The sequence below is a fragment of the Pseudarthrobacter cremeus genome, from assembly GCF_051857465.1.
Taxonomy (GTDB): Bacteria; Actinomycetota; Actinomycetes; order Actinomycetales; family Micrococcaceae; genus Arthrobacter.
The window spans coordinates 608719-626585 of record NZ_JBPZHC010000002.1; the positions used below are offsets into that span (position 1 = coordinate 608719).

15 protein-coding genes are annotated in these 17867 nt (G+C 66.1%); 9 read left to right on the forward strand and 6 right to left on the reverse strand.

Translation table 11 applies throughout. The features are described 5' to 3' along the window. Positions 1-100: 100 nt before the first annotated feature. The 5 genes from ACS5PJ_RS06530 to ACS5PJ_RS06550 all read left to right on the forward strand — a co-directional run bounded on the left by ACS5PJ_RS06530 (position 101) and on the right by ACS5PJ_RS06550 (position 9246). Positions 101-2227, forward strand: coding sequence for an Hsp70 family protein (locus ACS5PJ_RS06530; protein WP_439434089.1), 2127 nt, complete (start codon positions 101-103; stop codon positions 2225-2227). Between the two features lie 3 nt (positions 2228-2230). Next, positions 2231-4270: a LuxR C-terminal-related transcriptional regulator gene (locus ACS5PJ_RS06535; RefSeq protein WP_439434090.1), complete on the forward strand. Its 2040-nt coding sequence runs from the start codon at positions 2231-2233 to the stop codon at positions 4268-4270. 156 nt (positions 4271-4426) lie between these two features. Beyond that, a complete protein-coding gene (locus ACS5PJ_RS06540; RefSeq protein WP_439434091.1) occupies positions 4427-5620 on the forward strand; it encodes an IniB N-terminal domain-containing protein in 1194 nt (397 codons plus the stop codon). Between the two features lie 120 nt (positions 5621-5740). Then, the gene (locus tag ACS5PJ_RS06545; protein WP_439434130.1) at positions 5741-7762 is read left to right on the forward strand and encodes a dynamin family protein; all 2022 of its coding nucleotides are present in this window, start codon (positions 5741-5743) and stop codon (positions 7760-7762) included. Beyond that, positions 7759-9246: a dynamin family protein gene (locus ACS5PJ_RS06550; RefSeq protein ID WP_439434092.1), complete on the forward strand. Its 1488-nt coding sequence runs from the start codon at positions 7759-7761 to the stop codon at positions 9244-9246. The genes ACS5PJ_RS06545 and ACS5PJ_RS06550 overlap by 4 nt, the downstream gene beginning before the upstream one ends. Before the next feature lie 16 nt (positions 9247-9262). Here the strand turns inward: ACS5PJ_RS06550 and ACS5PJ_RS06555 are convergent, their stop codons facing one another. Together ACS5PJ_RS06555 and ACS5PJ_RS06560 are read right to left on the reverse strand one after the other, a co-directional pair. Beyond that, positions 9263-9856 carry a hypothetical protein gene (locus ACS5PJ_RS06555; RefSeq protein WP_439434093.1) on the reverse strand — a complete coding sequence of 198 codons (594 nt, stop codon included), beginning with the start codon at positions 9854-9856 and terminating at the stop codon, positions 9263-9265. Between the two features lie 4 nt (positions 9857-9860). Continuing rightward, positions 9861-10319: a PLD nuclease N-terminal domain-containing protein gene (locus tag ACS5PJ_RS06560; protein ID WP_439434094.1), complete on the reverse strand. Its 459-nt coding sequence runs from the start codon at positions 10317-10319 to the stop codon at positions 9861-9863. Positions 10320-10375: 56 nt separating this feature from the next. Between ACS5PJ_RS06560 and ACS5PJ_RS06565 the strand changes: the two genes are divergently transcribed. Beyond that, complete coding sequence (locus tag ACS5PJ_RS06565) at positions 10376-10705, forward strand: DUF4229 domain-containing protein (protein WP_439434095.1); 330 nt, start codon at positions 10376-10378, stop codon at positions 10703-10705. A gap of 26 nt (positions 10706-10731) precedes the next feature. Here ACS5PJ_RS06565 and ACS5PJ_RS06570 read toward each other — a convergent pair whose 3' ends face one another. From ACS5PJ_RS06570 to ACS5PJ_RS06585, 4 genes are all read right to left on the reverse strand, one after another. Continuing rightward, positions 10732-11613, reverse strand: coding sequence for a 1,4-dihydroxy-2-naphthoate polyprenyltransferase (locus tag ACS5PJ_RS06570; RefSeq protein ID WP_439434096.1), 882 nt, complete (start codon positions 11611-11613; stop codon positions 10732-10734). Between the two features lie 80 nt (positions 11614-11693). Beyond that, positions 11694-12878, reverse strand: coding sequence for an AMP-binding protein (locus tag ACS5PJ_RS06575; RefSeq protein WP_439434097.1), 1185 nt, complete (start codon positions 12876-12878; stop codon positions 11694-11696). 59 nt (positions 12879-12937) lie between these two features. Further along, the gene (locus ACS5PJ_RS06580) at positions 12938-13888 is read right to left on the reverse strand and encodes a 1,4-dihydroxy-2-naphthoyl-CoA synthase (RefSeq protein WP_439434098.1); all 951 of its coding nucleotides are present in this window, start codon (positions 13886-13888) and stop codon (positions 12938-12940) included. A 247-nt stretch (positions 13889-14135) separates the two neighbouring features. After that, positions 14136-14897 (reverse strand): CPBP family intramembrane glutamic endopeptidase, encoded by a 762-nt coding sequence (locus ACS5PJ_RS06585; RefSeq protein WP_439434099.1) that lies wholly within the window; start codon positions 14895-14897, stop codon positions 14136-14138. A gap of 91 nt (positions 14898-14988) precedes the next feature. On the opposite strand from ACS5PJ_RS06585, the gene ACS5PJ_RS06590 reads away from it, so the two are divergent. From ACS5PJ_RS06590 to ACS5PJ_RS06600, 3 genes are read left to right on the forward strand one after another with little or no spacing between them, the layout of a single operon-like run. Next, the gene (locus tag ACS5PJ_RS06590; protein WP_439434100.1) at positions 14989-16014 is read left to right on the forward strand and encodes a metal ABC transporter substrate-binding protein; all 1026 of its coding nucleotides are present in this window, start codon (positions 14989-14991) and stop codon (positions 16012-16014) included. Continuing rightward, positions 16011-16817 carry a metal ABC transporter ATP-binding protein gene (locus ACS5PJ_RS06595; protein ID WP_439434101.1) on the forward strand — a complete coding sequence of 269 codons (807 nt, stop codon included), beginning with the start codon at positions 16011-16013 and terminating at the stop codon, positions 16815-16817. The genes ACS5PJ_RS06590 and ACS5PJ_RS06595 overlap by 4 nt, the downstream gene beginning before the upstream one ends. Before the next feature lie 3 nt (positions 16818-16820). After that, the gene (locus ACS5PJ_RS06600; protein WP_439434102.1) at positions 16821-17696 is read left to right on the forward strand and encodes a metal ABC transporter permease; all 876 of its coding nucleotides are present in this window, start codon (positions 16821-16823) and stop codon (positions 17694-17696) included. Positions 17697-17867 lie beyond the last annotated feature (171 nt).

Sequence of the window (17867 nt, forward strand, 5' to 3'; positions counted from 1 at the left end):
ATGAATAAGGGTGTCGCCGGCAAGTCGGTGGTGCTACGGTGGTTGGAGTTGTCAGTGATGAAGCTTGCTGAGAACTCGCAGCGTTCTTGCCGAGGTACCTATGAATTACGTTCTCGCCATAGATGTCGGGACCAGCTTCACAGCCGCCGCAACAGTACGAACCAATCAGAATGCACAGCCCGTTCCGGAAAGCCTACGCTTAGGGCTCCGCGGAATGGCCGTGCCTTCAGTGGTGTACTACCCGGCTGAAGGTCCCATCCTTGTCGGAGAACCAGCCGAACGCCGGGGTCTCGATACCCCCGAACGGGTGGTCCGCGAGTTCAAGCGCCGGGTAGGGGACGAGGTCCCGATTTCGGTCGGCACCCTCTTGCTCCCGGCCGAGGAAGTCTTCGCCACCATGGCACGTTGGGTTGTGGACCGGGCCCAGGAACGCGAGGGCGCACCGCCGTCGGACATTGTTCTTACCCACCCTGCCTCATGGGGCGCCCACCGCACTGACCTCATCCTCCGCGCCCTCGTCGCCAAAGGCCTCGCCAACGTCACGTTGGTGAGCGAGCCGGAAGCGGCTGCGCTGCACTACGCCTCCCAAACGCGGGTAGAGGATGGCAGCACCATCGCAGTCTACGATCTGGGCGGCGGAACTTTTGACACCGCCGTCCTGAGGAAGGCCGGCGCCGGACACTTCGAACTCCTGGGCCGCCCTGAGGGGATTGAGGGACTGGGCGGAGCAGACTTCGACGCTGCGGTCCTGCAGCATGTGGCCGAGCACGCAGGGCAGGCACTGGCCGGCCTGGACACCTCAGCTCCCGCAACGCTTGCAGCACTCGCCCGCCTGCGCCGGGAGTGCGTGGAGGCCAAAGAGGCGCTGTCATCCGATAGTGAAGCGAACATCTCGGTGCTGCTGCCGGGGGTCCAGCAGCAGGTCCGGCTGGTCCGTTCCGAGTTCGAGGCCATGATCGACGGGCCCATCCGGGAGACGGTTGACGCGCTCGAGACTTCCCTCCAGGAGCTCGGACTCACTCCGGCAGACCTGTCAGCCGTCCTGCTTATTGGCGGATCGTCACGTATACCGTTGGTCGCCCAGCTGATTTCGGAACAGCTTGACCGGCCCATCGCCGTGGACGCGGATCCCAAATCATCCATCTGCCTCGGCGCGGCGGTTTCCACCCTCCAGCGCGCTGCGGCTGCCCAACTGTTCAGCGCCGCCGTCGTCCCGCTTGAGGCTAAGGATGAAGCGAAAGCCGCCGACGCCGGCACTGTCGGGGCGGGGAGCCTTCCCAGTTGGTCACGGAAAACCCCTACAGCTTCCGTTGCGGTTTCCTCTGTGGGCGGCGTGCACAGCGGCGGCCGGAAGGCCGGCACCGCGCGGGGCGCCCACGCACCCCGCGCATCCGTTCGGCTGACTGCCGTGGCCGCTGCGGCAGCCCTCTTTACCGGGCTCACGGCAACAGCAGCACAGAGTCCCGATGGATTCGGCAGCCTGTCTGCGCTGCTGGTCCCCGGTGCAGAGGCGAATGCGGCGCCGAAAGACGGCACGACTCCTGACAGCGGTTCCGGCCTGGGCGGTTCCGGCACAGGCAGTGTCGCAGCCGGCGGAGGCGGGGGAGCGCAGGTTTCGGAGATTGGGATCGAGGCCAGCGCCAAGAGGGAAAGCGGTGCCATGGCCAGCGCCGCGGGCCTCGACGTCGAAGCGTCGCCCACCTCAAGGCCCTCGACCTCCACAAACCCGCCGGCAGCCGGAGGTGTTGAGTCAGGCACAGACTCCACCGGTGGCGGTGCTGCGGCTTCCCTTCCCGGCGGAACGTCCGGCGGCGCAACCGGTGCTACCGCGCCGGGTTCCGGCGGGGCGGGAACGGGGGCGCTGCCGCCCGCGGACACTGCGGTTCCGCCTGACACGCCGTCGCCGTTGCCCTCGGATACGCCCGTTCCGTCTGAGACGCCGTTGCCCTCGGATACGCCGGTTCCGTCTGACACGCCACCGCCGGAGCCGACGGTAACGCCGGACCCGACTGACACGCCGTCACCGGAGCCGACGGATACGCCGGTGCCGACTGATACGCCGTCACCGGAGCCGACGGATACGCCGGTGCCGACGGATACGCCGTCACCGGAGCCCTCGGAGACTGCGGTCCCGACCGACACGCCGTCGCCCTCGGAGACTGCGGTTCCGCTGACAAACACTGATACCGAAACCCCCGCTCCAATCGTCCCCGAGCCGGCGGTCTGAGGCATGTTGGACCATCATCAGCAGGCGTCGGGAGACCTCGTTCCCGACCACCGACCCGAAGAATCCCGCGGCCGGAACGCCGTCATCCGGGAGCTTCTGCTTGCACTGTCTGTTGGCTACACCATCCCGGGTCCGTTACCACGGGAACTCGAGCGCAAGATAACCGGCGGCGCCGTCGATAGCCTCGATACCTTAGTGGCAAGCGCGGAATCGACGGGGCTGCTGCAACCGGACGGAACAGTAGTGGGCACCGTACAGCAGGCCCTCCTGACGTCCACGCCGACAGCCAGGATTCATGCGCTGCAACGTGAACTGGTGGGATATTTTGCTGCAGATAACCGGCCGCTGGGTGACTTTGCCCGTGATTTGGCGCGGGGCGGCCTCGCAGATCACCGTGTTGCCGCGGAGCTCGAAAAGGCCGGGGACAGGGCGCTGGAACACCATCCCGGCGTGGCTGCCCAGCTCTATGGCGAGGCGCTGCTGGCAGGCGCAGATGAGCTTGCGACGGCGGCCAGGCGCGCCCAGGCCGCTTTCGCCACCGGCGATCTGGACTCCGCCGGGCGGATCATTGACGGGCTGCTTGTCTGTTCTGATCCGCCGGACCTCCGCCTCGGAATCGACGTTGCTGCCGCCGTCTGGGCACAGCGGGGGATGATTTCCCGCAGTGCGGACGTATACAGCTGGCTCGGCCCGGAGCGGGTGGGTCCATCCGCTCCGTTGGCCGCAGTGGCCATGATCGGCTGCGGCAACCGGGCCGGAGCCGAAAGGATGTTTCCGGGCAAAGCCGGGCAGGAGTCACCCACGCTCCTGGCCGTGGCGCTGGCGCAGATGGGCAAAGGCGCCCTGGAATCCTTGGCGGCCGACCCGCATCACGCACTCCCTGTCATGATCCACGCGTCCGATATGTTCACGGCGGCCGGGGCTTCCCTCCCTCTGCCGGAGACGCCTGGTGCCCTGGCAGGGCTGTTGGCCCTGCACAGCGGGGAGCCGCACCTTGCAGAGACGATCCTGCGCGCCGCCGTTACAGCAGGGCAGGGCGGCGATGCCGTCAAGCCCCGGCTGTTTCTGCTCCAGGCCTGGTCCGCCATGCAGCAGGACAATCCGGAAGAGGCGCGTCTGGCCATCAACGAAGCCTCCAAGGCCAACCCCTGGCCGCTTGTTCCCCGGGATGAATTCCTTTGCGCGGCCCTTGAAGTCGGCCTCGCCCGCAGGAGCGGCGAAGTCCACGACCTCGTCCTGGCCTGGGAACGTGCACGGGAAGCGATGCTGCACACGTCGGTGGACCTGTACAGCCTCCTCCCGTGGGGCGAACTGATGATCACGGCGGCCCGGCTGCGGGAGAGCAGACGGGTCTCGCACTACCTGGATGAAGTATGGAAGCTGTTGCAGACGTTGGGGGAGCCGCCCCTGTGGGCCGTGCCCATGCACTGGGCCGCGGTTCAGGCCGCCCTGCTGAATGAGAGCCCGGCGGACCTGGCACCCCATGCTTCGGCCCTGGTACGCGCCGCGCATCACAACCACCTTGCGGCGGTGCTGGCGGCAGCCGGCAAAGCCTGGGTGTCGGTTCTCGCCGAAAATTTCCAGGCATCTGACGTAGAGACTGCCGCCCGCGCGCTGAACGCTGTCGGCATGCCCTGGGAAGGTGCACGGCTGGCCGGCCACGCCGCGGCCAGGGCAGACGATCGGAAGGACATGGTTCGCCTGTTGTCCTGTGCCAGGGATCTTCATCCGCAGGGGAACTCCGGAGCGCCGAAGTCCTCGGGACGGTCCGAAATGCGGGCCGTTGCCTCGGCGGGCGATGCCATCGAGACCGCCCAGCCGGACGGTTCAGTGCTCAGCGAGCGCGAAAAAGAAGTGGCCAGGTTGGTGCTGGAAGGAAAAACCTACCGGGAAATAGGGGAAGCAATCTATATTTCCCCCCGGACGGCGGAGCATCACATTGCCCGGATGCGTCGCCGCCTGGGCGCGGAGAACCGCTCCGATCTGCTGGTCCGGCTGCGTCTTGCGCTGGGTCCCGAAAACCCCAACGGAGCGAGCCCCTAGTGCCCCTAACGTGGGGGCCGGCCAAACCCTGATACCGGGGCAGCCGGTAGGGTGCAGCGACCCGATGCCCGGTGGCCGACCGGGACCTTACGTTTGATGCAAGCCGGCAACGATGCTCGGCGATCGATTAACTCAAAGAAGAATTGAGGACATCCAATGCCTACACTCGCTAACGACCTCGTCCAGTTCCTGATGAGCCTTTTCGGAAGCCAGCAAGCAGCCCAGGAGTTCCTGGACGATCCCGAGAAGGTTCTGGAGGAGCACGGCTTGGGCCACGTGTGCTCGGCAGACGTTGATGCGGCAATGCCGGTTGTTCTGGACTACGCTCCGATCACCCTCAACCACTCGTCCTTCGACCGCGAGTACAACACCGGTGGAAACACCTCCTGGACCGGCGGCGGCAGCGGCGGCACGGGCGGCGCGGCCGGCCACACTCCTCCTCCGGCGGGCGGCGGCCTTGGCGGGGGAAACCATGGCGATGACCACGCGCACGCTGTGCAGCAGCTCCATCACGTCGTCAACAACTACTCCTACACCACCACCACATCAACGGTGGATGACCGCGACACGATCACCGACCAGTCCGTGAACCAGAACATCTGGGCCGACGGCGACGTACGGCAGTGGTTCGACAACGACTCCGTGGTTGCCTCCGGGGACCGTGCAGTGGCTGCCGGCGACGACGCAGACGTGCGGGACTCGAACAACATCCGCGATGCCTACAACACCGACAACTCCACGGACAACTCGACGGACAACTCGATCTACGCGGGCCGTGACGCCAGCGTCGGAAACGTCGACACGGCAATCGACGACTCCTTCAACACCGACCTCGACGTCGACGTGGCCGATTCGTTCAACGACAACTCCGACAACTCCGATAATTCAGACAACTCCGACAACTCGGACAACTCGATCAACGATTCGTACAACGACAACTCCGACAACTCGGACAACTCCGATAATTCAGACAACTCCGATAATTCGGATAACTCGGATAACTCGGTCAGCACCGACGTTGACATTGCCGACTCGTTCAACGATCAGAGCACCGATGTGGCCATCGAGGATTCGTTCCAGGACAACTCCGACAACTCGGACAACTCGGACAACTCGACCACTACCACCACCGACACGACCACAGAAACCACCGTGGACGTGGTTGTCGAGGATTCGTTCCAGGACAACTCTGTTGAGAACGACGTAGCGGTGGCTGATTCCTTCAACCCGGTCGACGTCGTGGTTGAGGATTCGTTCCAGGACAACTCGGATAACTCCACGAATGTTGATATGGACACCGAGCTGAACGCTGAACTCACCGCTGATGATGGCGGAGAGATTACCCTCTAATTGCCAGTCCCACGTAGCGGAAGTGCCCGGCAGGGAGCCGAAGAACCCTGCCGGGCACTTCCCGCGGTAGCCCGCACGTCCCATACTGAGACTTGAAGCAAAGGACTGGCTGTGGTTGAAATGCAACGACCGGAGGCTCTGGCAACGAAGGCGGGCTCTTCGGGACCGGCAAGGCCCTCGACGACCGCGACGGCGGCGCAACTGCTCAAACTCGTGGAGCAGGCGATCGGGCTGGTCAGCGACGGTGAACGAGCCGACCTGCGAAGGCGCCTGGACCAGACACTGCGCAGGCTCAAGGACCCAAGCGTCCGCGTCATTGTGGTGGGGGAGTTCAAGCAAGGCAAGAGCAAACTCATCAACGCCTTGGTGAACGCGCCTGTATGCCCGGTCGATGACGACATAGCCACCTCGGTTCCCACGGTGGTCCGGCACGGTGATCCGGCGTCGGCCTCCATCTTGTTGCCGGACGCGGACGCGGACCCCGGCGACGACGAGAAACTCGAACGCCAGCCCATCAACATCAGCGAACTGGCCGCCTACGTCTCAGAACGCGGGAATCCAGGGAACGCGAAGAAACTGGTGGCCGCCGAAGTCTTCCTGCCCCGCAAACTGCTGGCAGGAGGCCTGACCCTCGTTGATTCGCCCGGAGTCGGCGGACTGGGGTCCACCCACACACTGACCACCCTCACGGCGCTGCCGTCGGCTGACGCGATGCTCCTCGTTTCCGATGCCTCGCAGGAATACACCGAGCCGGAAATCAGGTTCCTTCGGCAGGCCATGCGCATCACCCCCAGCGTGGTGGGCGTCCTGTCCAAAACTGACCTGTACCCGGAATGGCGCCGGGTAGCCGAGCTGGACCGCGGACACCTCGCACAGGTTTCCCCTGACATCCCGCTCTTTCCGCTGTCCTCGGACCTGCGCCTTGAGGCCGCACGGCTGCAGGACGCGGAGCTGAACTCCGAATCGGGCTTTCCGGGGCTGATCGGCCACCTCCGGAATGAGATCGTGGGAAAAGCGGAGCGGCTGCAACGACGCTCCGTGAGCCAGGACCTGCTCTCCGTCACCGAAAACCTGCGGCTGTCACTCCAATCAGAACTGGGAGCGCTCGAGAATCCCGAGGACACGCCCCGGATGATTGCGGAACTGGAAGAAGCCAAAGCGCAGGCCGACGAGTTGCGCAAACGCTCAGCACGCTGGCAGATCACCCTGAACGACGGCATCGGCGACCTGATCGCGGACATGGAGTACGATCTCCGGGACCGCTTGCGCCGCATCCAGCGCGAGGCCGAAACCGCTATTGACCAAGGGGATCCCGGTCCAGCGTGGCCCCAGTTTTCCAAGTGGCTCGAAGAGTGCGCCGCCGCCGCAATTTCGGACACCTTCGTGTGGACGAACGAACGTGCACAGTGGCTGGCTGCCCAGGTGGCCGAGCACTTCTCGGAGGACGAAGTCGCCCTGCCGGCCCTGCGCGTTTCCGACGCCGGTGACGCGCTGGATCCGGTGGATGACATGCCCGGGCTGGACGACGGGCGCGTCAACCCGATGCAGAAGGTGCTGATCGGGATGCGGGGATCCTACGGAGGTGTGCTGATGTTCGGCCTCCTGACAGGTATTTTCGGGATGGCCCTGATCAACCCCCTGTCCGTTGGCGCCGGGCTGCTCCTGGGCCGCAAGGCGTACCGCGAGGACAAGGAAGCGCGCCTGAAGCGACGGCAGCTGGAGGCCAAGGCGTTGGTCCGCCGCCAGCTGGACGATGTCACCTTCCAGGTGGGCAAGCAGCTCAAGGACCGTCTCCGGCTGGTGCAGCGGTCCACCCGCGACCATTTCACCGAGATCGCGGACGAGCACCACCGTTCGTTGACGGACTCCGTGGCCGCAGCCCAGAAGTCGGCTACCGTCTACAAGCTCGAAAAAGATATCCGGGTGCGCGAAATCAAGGAAGAGCTCAAGAAGGTGGACGCCGTTCACCACGCAGCCGCGCTGGTGGCAGCCGAAGTAGGGCAGGTTTCGACGCCGGATGGTCCGAAGTCCGGTCGTCCTCCCGTTGCCGGGGGACCGGGTGCCGGCGGACCGACGTCGGGTGGCTCGACGTCGGGCGGTATGCCGCCGGGCCCGGCGCGGGCGGTTGCGGCGGGCAGATGAGTACGTCCATCAGCGCGGGGGTGGCGGACCTGATCCAGGATGCCCTGGCCCTGTATGCGGATGACCCTGTGGCGGTGGCGTCTTTGCAGGGGTACGCCACGCGCTTGTCCGAGCCGCTGCGGATAGCTGTGGCGGGCATGGTCAAAGCGGGAAAATCCACGCTCCTGAACGCCATTATCGGTGAGGAGATCGCGCCTACCGACACCGGCGAGTGCACCCGGATCGTGACATGGTACCGCTACGGCCATACGTCGAAAATTACGCTGTTCCCCGTTGAGGGCGAACCGCGGATCCTGCCGTTCAAGCGTGTGGACGGCCGCCTGGTGTTCGTGCTGGGCGGCTCCCGCGCCGAGGACGTTGAACGCCTGGTGGTCGAGTGGCCTTCGCAAAGCCTCCGGCAGATCACCCTGATTGACACGCCGGGGATAGCCTCGCTGTCCGGGGACGTGTCTGCCCGGTCCACCGATTTCCTGACCCCTGCCGATGCGCCCTCCGAAGCCGACGCCATCATCTACCTGATGCGCCACATGCACGCCTCGGACCTGCGGTTCCTTGAGTCGTTCCGGGACACGGAGGGGGGCAGGTCAGGGACGGTCAACGCCTTGGCCGTGCTGTCCAGGGCCGATGAGATCGGTGCCGGCCGCATCGACTCGTTGTTGTCTGCCGGAGATATTGCCGATCGCTACCGTCGGGACCACAGCCTGCGAAAGCTGGCATTGGGGGTGGTCCCGGTGGCAGGGCTGCTGGCGCAGAGCGCCCGCACCATGCGCCAGGCCGACTTCGAGTCGCTGCGGCTCCTGTCGGGGATGGACCGGCCCGCCCGGGAAAGGCTGCTGCTTTCCGCGGACCGGTTCGTCAGGGCCACCGGCCCGGAAGGCCTCGATGCCAAGGCCAAGGCTTCGCTCCTGGAGCGGTTCGGCCTGTTCGGGATCCGGCTGGGCGTGGTGCTTATCCGGAGTGGCTTTACCGAACCCACGCCCCTGGCGCATGAGCTCGCACGGCGCAGCGGGCTGGATCCACTGCTGCACCTTGTGGACCGACAGTTCCAGGCCCGAGCAGACGCCTTGAAGGCCCGCACAGCCATGGTCGGCCTGGAGGCCTTGCTGCGAACCGCGCCGAGGGAAGGTACCGGAGAGCTGGCCGTGGGCCTTGAACGACTCCAGGCGAACGCCCACGAGTTCCGTGAGCTCCGGCTGCTGGCCACTATACGCACCACGGGGATCTCCCTCAGCGACGAGCTGACGGAGGAAGCCGAAAGACTGATCGGCGGTTGGGGAGCAGCGCCGGGCGTCAGGGTTGGGCTGGCGCCGGACAGCCCGCCGGAGGAGATTCTGGCCCAGGCCCGGGGCTACCTGAAGCGGTGGCGGATCGTGGCGGAAAACCCCCTGACGGACCGTTCAGCCGTGGAGGTCTGCCGTGTGGTGACGCGCAGCTGCGAGGGCATCGTGGCTGAATTTTCCTCCCTGCAGCTGCAGCGCCAGTAGCCCGCTGAAGGTGCTCCTACCGAAGGGCCCTCCTGGACTTCAGCCACCTGCCGGCCGAAGGCACAAACAACGCCACCAGGCCCACGAAGGCCAGGAGCAACTCAGCACCCCACAACAGCACAACGTAGCTGCCGGCGTCGCCCTCGGGAACGAGGAAGGCGGCAGCCACGGCCATGACCGCCGCGTGCCCGGCCAGGAGCGCGGCCATCAGCCAGCGCGTCCAGCCGTGGCGGGCAGTGACAGCCGCCAGCGCGGCCGCCTCGAGCAGGGTCGCCAGCAGCAGGGCCGCCAGGCTGCCCCAGAATACGATGGCCGACGAAGCGGTGACAGCCGCGGCGTCACCGCCTGGTGCCATCTGATCCACGACCGTCCGGAGCCGCGCCAGGTTTGACTCCCGGGCGAGGAAGGAGCCGACGAGCACGGCGAGCCCGGCAACGAAGCTCAGCAGCCAGAACGACTGGGCAAGGCGGACGCTGCGCGGCGCCGGGGGAGTGACCAGGATCGGTGCGGGGGCAGCGTAAGAGAGGCCTGGGCGCGGCGGCGGTGGCGTAGTCCCGGCCCTGGCGGGCGAATCCGGCCTTTGGGGTTCTCCGTCGCGCTGCTGGGCCATGGCGTTACTTTACGTCGCCGGTATCACGGGTGTCTGCGTCCGGGCTGGACGTGCCGCCGGCGCCGCCGTCCCCAGTGGCCTTCCCGCCGCGGGTTCCGGGTGCGGGCCCGGAACCTCCCGTGCCGCCGTCGGACTTTTCCTTCGCCGCCAGCTCGTCCTTAAGTTTCTTGAGGCGGGCCGCCTCGGCCTGTTTCCGGCGGCGCAATTCCAGGTTTCGAAGGAAATCGGGATCGTCATCCGGTGCGATGGGATGGCCTGACGCCTGCCGGACTGGACCGCTACCGCGGGGCCGGCCGATCAGCAGCCACAGGATGGCGCCGAGCACCGGCAGGACGACCATCACGATGATCCAAGCCGGTTTGGAAATGCCGCGGGTCAGGCGGCCGTCAGTGCGGATCACGTCCACCAGGCCATACACAAAGATGGCGAGAACTGCGACGGCGAGAACCACACGGAAGAGCATGCCATTAAGTCTATCGTCCGCAGGCAGCGCGTGTTCAGGCAGACGGCTAAACTTGGATGGTGGCTTTCCTCAAATACTCCCTGATCCGGCTGGCGCTGTTTGTGCCGCTCTTCGTGCTGTTTATGTTCCTGCAGCTGGGGGCGCTGCTGTCAGTCATCTGCGCGGCGCTGATTGCCTTTGCGGTGAGCTACCTGTTCTTCCAGAAGCAGCGGGATGAGGCAGCAGCCGCCCTTCACAACCGGTTCTCCGGCAAGGCCAAGCCGCTGCGCAGCGCTGGCGAGGTTGCTGACGCGAACGCCGAGGACGGCCTGCTGGACGCGAACCCGGACCTCACTATCCGCACGTCCGGCCCCAAGCCCCGGGCGGGCAAGGCACCGGACGCCTAGAACCCTGGGGTCTAGATCCCTGACGCCTAGAACCCGTGGCTGAGCACCAGCCCCGCTGAGAAGAGCAGGCTGTAGCCGAGGTTGATCAGTCCTGTCTGCTGGAGTACCGGGATCAGGCTCTTGCGCTTGCGGCCGTTGATCATCAGCCAGGCCGGCATCAGGCAGGCGGGGATGAGCAGCAGCACGATCAGCATCCATGGCCGGCCCGGAGCCAGGATCACCACCAGGAAAATGGCCACGGCGAGCATCAGCACGTAGCTTTCGCGGGCGTGCTTGTCTCCCAGCCGCACCGCAAGGGTCTTCTTGCCGGCCTGGGTGTCCGTGGGGATGTCCCGGACGTTGTTTGCCATCAGCAGGGCGCAGGCAATCAGGCCGGTGCCGATCGCGCCGATGATGGCCGGCAGGTTGATCTGCCCGGCCTGGGTGTAGGTGGTGCCGAGAGTGGCCACGAGGCCGAAGAAGACAAACACAAAGACGTCGCCCAGGCCCATGTAGCCGTAGGGGTTCTTGCCGCCGGTGTAGCCCCAGGCGGCCATCACGCAGCCGAGTCCGACCAGGATCAGCCACCAGCTTTGGGTGATCACCACCAGCGCCAGTCCGAACAGCATCGCCAGGCCGAACGCTCCGAAAGCGGCATATTTCACGTGCTCAGGTTGCGCCGCGCCTGAACCAACCAGGCGCAGCGGACCCACCCTGTCCTCATCGGTGCCGCGGACGCCGTCGGAATAGTCGTTGGCGTAGTTCACGCCGATCTGCAGGAGCAGCGCCACCAGTGCGGCAAGCACGGCGTTGACCGGGCGGAACGAACCCATCTCGTAGGCCGCGGCTGCACCGATCAGCACCGGGGCGATTGCCGCCGGCAACGTGCGGAGGCGGGCGCCTTGGATCCATTGTGCGGCTGTGGCCACGTCAGTACCTCGTGTTGGGTCGGGATAACGGTGAAACGGTGGGGTGCGCAGGCTGCGCGCGCCGCCGGTGCAGGTCTACTCTACTTTCCCCCGTGCAGCGCGTTGAGCCGCCCGATCATTGCCAGGCGGTCAGGCTTGCCGTTGGGGAGCATCAGCAGTTCCGGGGCGGTCGTCACGGTCTTCGGGGCCAGCAGGCCGAGGCGCTGATGCCATTGCTGTTCAAGCACGACGGCGTGGTCCCCCGTTGCGGGGTCCGCGCCGGCTTCCACGCTGCCCGCCAGCGCCACATACGCCGCCACCGCCTGGCCCCATTCCGCGGACGGGACGCCGGCCACAAAAGCCGCCCTGACGCCGTCGGACTTTTCCAGCTCTGCCTGTACATGCGCCGCGGAGACCTTGACGCCGCCGGTGATGATGACGTCGTCGGCGCGGCCCAGCACGGTCAGGCGGCCGTTGTCGTCGAGCGTGCCGAGATCGTTGGTGCGGTACCAGCGGACGCCGTCTTCCTCGAAGAACGTCTCGGTGCTCTCCGGCGAGTCGAGGTAGCCCGCGGCCACCGTGTCCCCGCCCAGCAGGATCCGGCCCTCCGCCGTCACCCGGACGGACACGCCTTCCAGGGGCACGCCGTCGTACACGCAGCCGCCGCAGGTCTCCGCGGAGCCGTAGGTGGTGATGACGCGGATGCCCGCCTCACGGGCAGCAGCCAGGAGCGCGGCAGGTGCCGGTGCGCCGCCCAGCAGGATGCCGTTGAACCGGCGCAGCGCGGCGAGCGTGTCCGGCGAGGGTGCGTCCAGGAGGCGCTGCAGTTGGGTGGGCACCAGTGACGTGAACCGGATTTTGTCGGTCAGCTCCAGGGCAGCGGCCGTGAACGCCTCCGGTGTGAAGCCGCCGGAGAGGTCCATCACCCAGGGGCGGGTGCCCGCAAACAGCGACCGGACCAGGACCTGAATGCCAGCCACATATTGCACCGGGAGGGCCAGGAGCCACTGGCCTTCGCCCTTCAGTGCAAAGGCCGTGGCCATGGAGGATGCTGCCAGCGCCTCCACGGTGAGGATGGTGGCTTTCGGCGCACCCGTGGAGCCGGACGTGCGGACCACAGCCACCGCGTCATCGCAGCCCGGGGTCTCCGTGTGCCCCACCACCAGGCCGCCGTCGGGACCGATGGAAAGCTCGACGGCGGGGCCCTCGCCGCGCAGGGCGGCGGCCAGTGCCGTCAGTGCGGGGTCGATGTTGAGGGGTCCGCTGGTGCGGGGTCCGATATTCATGTGCCGTCCTGCCTTGGAAGGTTTGCGGTGGAGCGGGGCCGGGAATGGTCCGCGCGGCCTTAGAAGTAGTGCGGGAAGCGCGACCAGTCCGGGTCCCGTTTCTCCAGGAAGGCCTCCTTGCCTTCCACAGCCTCGTCCGTCATGTAGGCCAGGCGTGTGGCTTCGCCGGCGAAGACCTGCTGGCCGGCCAGGCCGTCGTCGGCGAGGTTGAAGGCGAATTTCAGCATGCGGATGGCCTGCGGTGACTGCCGGGCAATGTCCGCGGCGTATTCCAGGGCAACGTCCTCGAGCCGTTCATGGTCCACGGCTTCATTGACGGCGCCCATCCGCACCATGTCATCCGCCGAGTATTCGCGGGCCAGGAAGAAGATTTCGCGGGCGGTCTTCTGGCCGATCTGGCGGGCCAGCAGCGCGGAGCCGTAGCCGGCGTCGAAACTTCCCACCGTGGCGTCAGTCTGCTTGAACTTGCCGTGCTGGCGGGAAGCGATGGTGAGGTCGCAGACCACGTGCAGGGAATGGCCGCCGCCGGCCGCCCAGCCGTTCACGACGGCGATGACCACCTTGGGCATGGTGCGCATCAGCCGCTGGACCTCAAGGATGTGGAGCCGTCCCGCGCGGGCGGGGTCGATGGTTTCCTGGGTCTCGCCGTCCGCATACCGGTAGCCGTCCCTGCCTCTGATGCGCTGGTCGCCACCGGAACAGAAGCTGTGCCCGCCGTCCTTGGGGGAAGGGCCGTTGCCGGTGAGCAGGACCGTGGCCACGTCCGGGGACATCCGGGCGTGGTCCATGGCGCGGTAGAGCTCGTCCACGGTGCCGGGGCGGAACGCGTTGCGGACCTCGGGCCGGTTGAACGCGATCCGGACGGTGGGCAGATCCCTGGTGGTGCCATCCGCGGAGCGCTCCACCTGGCGGTGGTAGGTCATGTCCTGGAAGTCATCGAAGCCGGACACGGTGCGCCAGCGGGTGGGGTCAAAGACGTCGGACACCTTGGCGGGAAGTTGGTTGCTCACCGGACAAGTCTAGTAATCGGCTCAGCTGATGCAGAACCCGTTGGCAGTCAACAACCGTTTGCGTGATCAGTCCCATCGTTCCAAAGTACGGCGTGGGCGGGCAGTCCGATACCCCTTAATCCCTGCAACGCGGGGCTGACGATACTGCAACGCGGGGTCACTTTTGGCCCGATAACGCAGCATTATCGGGCCAAAAGTGACCCCGCGTTGGTTTGGGGAGCGTGGTTTGGGGAGCGTGGTTTGGGGGCTAGGGCTGGACCTGCTGGAGCTGTTCGAACACCTCGGGCGGGATGGCGTAGATGAAGATGACGGCCAGCAGGTTCTTGGCCGCATGGACGAAATAGGAGAACATCAGGTTCTTGCCGGTCCAGACGTAGACGAAGACCAGGGTGGCGCCCATCGCGAGGTAGGGAAGCAAAGCCGGGAACGTGATGGCCTCCTGGCCGGCAATGTGGATGCTGGCAAACAGCAGCACTGACAGGCCGCAGCACACCCAGATGTTGATCCGCCGGCTGAGCTTGCCGATCAGCAGGTGGCGGAAGATGTACTCCTCCACAAACGGGCCCATCACCACCAGCACCGGAACCATCAGCCACGCCGGGACCTGCTGCATCAGCGCCTGCAGGCCGGCCTGGTTCTCTGACGTCTCCACGCCACCGGCGGCCGAAACCACCAGGGCGGTCAAGATCATCATCACCACCACTGCGGTGGGCACCATCAGCAGCGTGAACCAGGGGCGGGTGGCAAGGACGCGGAGGTCGCGGGCGGCCACCTTGCGTGCGGCCAACAGGGCCAGGATCCCGATCGAGCCGTAGAAGATCAAGTTCACGCTGTAGGAGGCCACTGCCGGGCTCGGGGCCACCTGCAGCAGCAACGGAATCAGCAGTTCCCCGGCCACCGCGAAGAAGCCTGCCACGGCCACGTAGAGGGCGATGGTGGTGAAATCGAGCGGGGAAAACCTGTACAGCCCAGGCTGCGGGGCCGGTGGTTGCCGGTGTGTGGTGGCCATATATTCAGCCTAGCCGGGTGCGACGCGGCCAGGGCGTGTGGGAGCGGCGTCACATTGCGGCCCCAGTTCGGCGTCCCGTAGAATATTCGGTATGCCTAAATTTATGTTTCGGTGCGCCAAAGTAGCCGCCCGAACGTACGCGCGCCCAACGGTGGGCCTCCGCGCTGCCGGCGCTGCCGCCGTCGTCGTTCTGTCCCTTGCTCTTGCTGCCTGCGGCGGTAATGCATCCGGTAACGGTGACAGCGGCAAGAAGGTGGTGCTGACCACCTTCACGGTGCTGGCCGACGTCGCCAGGAACGTTGCCGGGGACAAGCTCACGGTGGAGTCGATCACCAAGGCGGGCGCCGAAATCCACGGCTACGAACCCACCCCCGGCGACATCCGCAAGGCTTCAAAGGCGGACCTCATCCTGGACAACGGCCTGAACCTCGAAGCGTGGTTCGCCCAGTTCGTGGAGGGCCTGGACGTGCCGCACGCGGTGGTCAGCGACGGCGTCCAAGTGATGTCCATCAGCGAGGACTCCTACCAGGGCAAGCCGAACCCGCACGCATGGATGTCGCCGGTAAACGTGCAGATCTACGTGGACAACATGGTGAAGGCCTTTGCCGAACTGGATCCGGAGAACGCCGGCGCTTTCAGGGCCAACGGCAACGCGTACAAAGCCCGGTTGCAGGCTGTGCAGGACGAGATGAAAGCCAGCCTGGCCGTGGTCCCGGAGAGCCAGCGTGCGCTGGTGACCTGTGAGGGCGCCTTCTCCTACCTGGCGCGCGACGCCGGCCTCCGCGAGGTCTACATCTGGGCCGTGAACGCCGAACAGCAGGCCACCCCGCAGCAGATCACCCGCGCCATCGAGTACGTCAAGGCCAACCAGGTCCCCGCCGTCTTCTGTGAGTCCACGGTGTCCGATGCCCCCATGCAGCAGGTGGTGGGCGCCTCGGGCGCCAAGTTCGGCGGAACGCTTTACGTGGACTCGCTCTCGGAAGCGGACGGGCCGGTGCCCACTTACCTGGACCTGATCAGGCACGACGCCGGTCTCATCACCAAAGCGCTGACCGGCACCACCGCCGGCACCCCGGCCGGTGCTTCCGCCGGCGCCTCAACAGGGGCAAAGCCGTGAGCACCCCGGCCATCCTGGTTGAAAACGTCACCGTCCACTACGGCGAGGTCCTGGCGCTCGATTCCGCCTCGCTGACCCTGGACACAGCCCGGATCTGCGGACTGATCGGCATGAACGGGTCCGGTAAATCGACGCTGTTCAAAGTGATCATGGGAATGATCAAGCCCGACGCCGGCCGCGTACTCATCGGCGGCCAGTCACCGTCGCGGGCGCGCAAGGAGGGCGGGATCGGCTACGTGCCGCAGAGCGAGGACGTTGACTGGCAGTTCCCGCTGTCCGTCCGCGACGTGGTGATGATGGGCCGCTATGGGCACCAGGGATTCACCCGGCGCCCGTCCAAAGCCGACAGGGCCGCCGTCGACGAAGCGCTGGACCGGGTGGAGCTGGGCGAATACGCCGGCCGCCAGATCGGCCAGCTGTCCGGCGGCCAGAAGAAGCGGGCCTTTGTGGCCCGCGGCATCGCCCAAGGCGCCACCATGATGCTGCTGGACGAACCTTTTGCGGGCGTGGACAAGCGCTCGGAGGCCACCATCACCCGGCTGCTGCGCGAACTGGCCTCCGATGGCTGCACCATCCTGATCTCCACGCACGACCTCCACGCTCTCCCGGAACTGTGCGACGAAGCGGTCCTGCTGATGCGCCGGGTGCTGATGCACGGCGCCCCGGAAAAGGTACTGCAGCCGGAGAACCTTGCCATGGCGTTCGGCCTGGACGTACTGAACCGTGAATTGCCGGAAGAGGGCGGCCGCCGGCACCATTCCGCCCGTGCCCACGCTGCGGTCCCGACAGAGAACAGGGGCTGAGCCATGGACTTCCTGGACATGCTGCTTGAACCGCTGAGCTACGACTTCATGGTCCGCGCCATTGTCACCACGGCGCTCGCCGCCGTCGTCTGTGCCGTGCTGAGCTGCTGGCTGGTGCTGATCGGCTGGTCGCTGATGGGGGATGCGGTCTCCCATGCAGTGCTGCCTGGCGTGGTGCTGGCCTACATCATGGGCGCGCCGTTTGCCCTTGGAGCGCTGGTTTTCGCACTGATCGCCGTGACCCTGATCGGCGTGGTCCGCAACACCAGCCGGGTCAAGGAGGACGCCGCCATCGGCATCGTGTTCACCACGCTGTTCGCACTGGGCCTGGTGCTCATTTCCGTCACGCCCAGCCAGACCGACCTGAACCACATCATTTTCGGCAACCTCCTGGGCGTCAGCATCCCGGACCTGATACAGGTGCTGGTGCTCGGCGTCGTGGCATTCGCCATCCTCATTCTCAAGCGCCGCGACCTGACGCTCTATGCCTTTGATCCCACCCACGCCCACGCGATCGGGCTGTCCCCGAAAAGGCTGGGGGCGCTGTTGCTGGGGCTGTTGGCACTGACTTCAGTGGTGGCCCTGCAGACGGTGGGCGTGGTGCTGGTGGTGGCCATGCTGATCATCCCCGGCGCCACCGCGTACCTGCTGACCGACCGCTTCAACCGCATGCTGGTCATCGCCCCGGTGGTGTCGGCCGTGTGCTCGATCGCCGGAATCTACCTCAGCTACTACCTGGACACGGCCTCTGGCGCCATGGTGGTGCTGACCCAGGGTGTGGTGTTCGCGGCGGTCTACCTCTTCAGCCCCCGGCAGGGCCTGATCGGCACCCGGCTGGCGAAGGCCCGCCGTCGGAAAGCGGCCGTCCTCGCTGCCTAGGCCCTCAGTCCACCGCAACGCGGGGTCACTAAACGCCCTTTCCGCAGGGGCAGAATCATACGGTCGTTGCAACATCTGATTTCTGGAGGTTGCCATGCCGAGTGGTTTTCGGGCGCCCGATGCGCTGAAGGATGAGTTCTTTTCGCTTCTGCGGCAGGGGGTGTCGGTGAA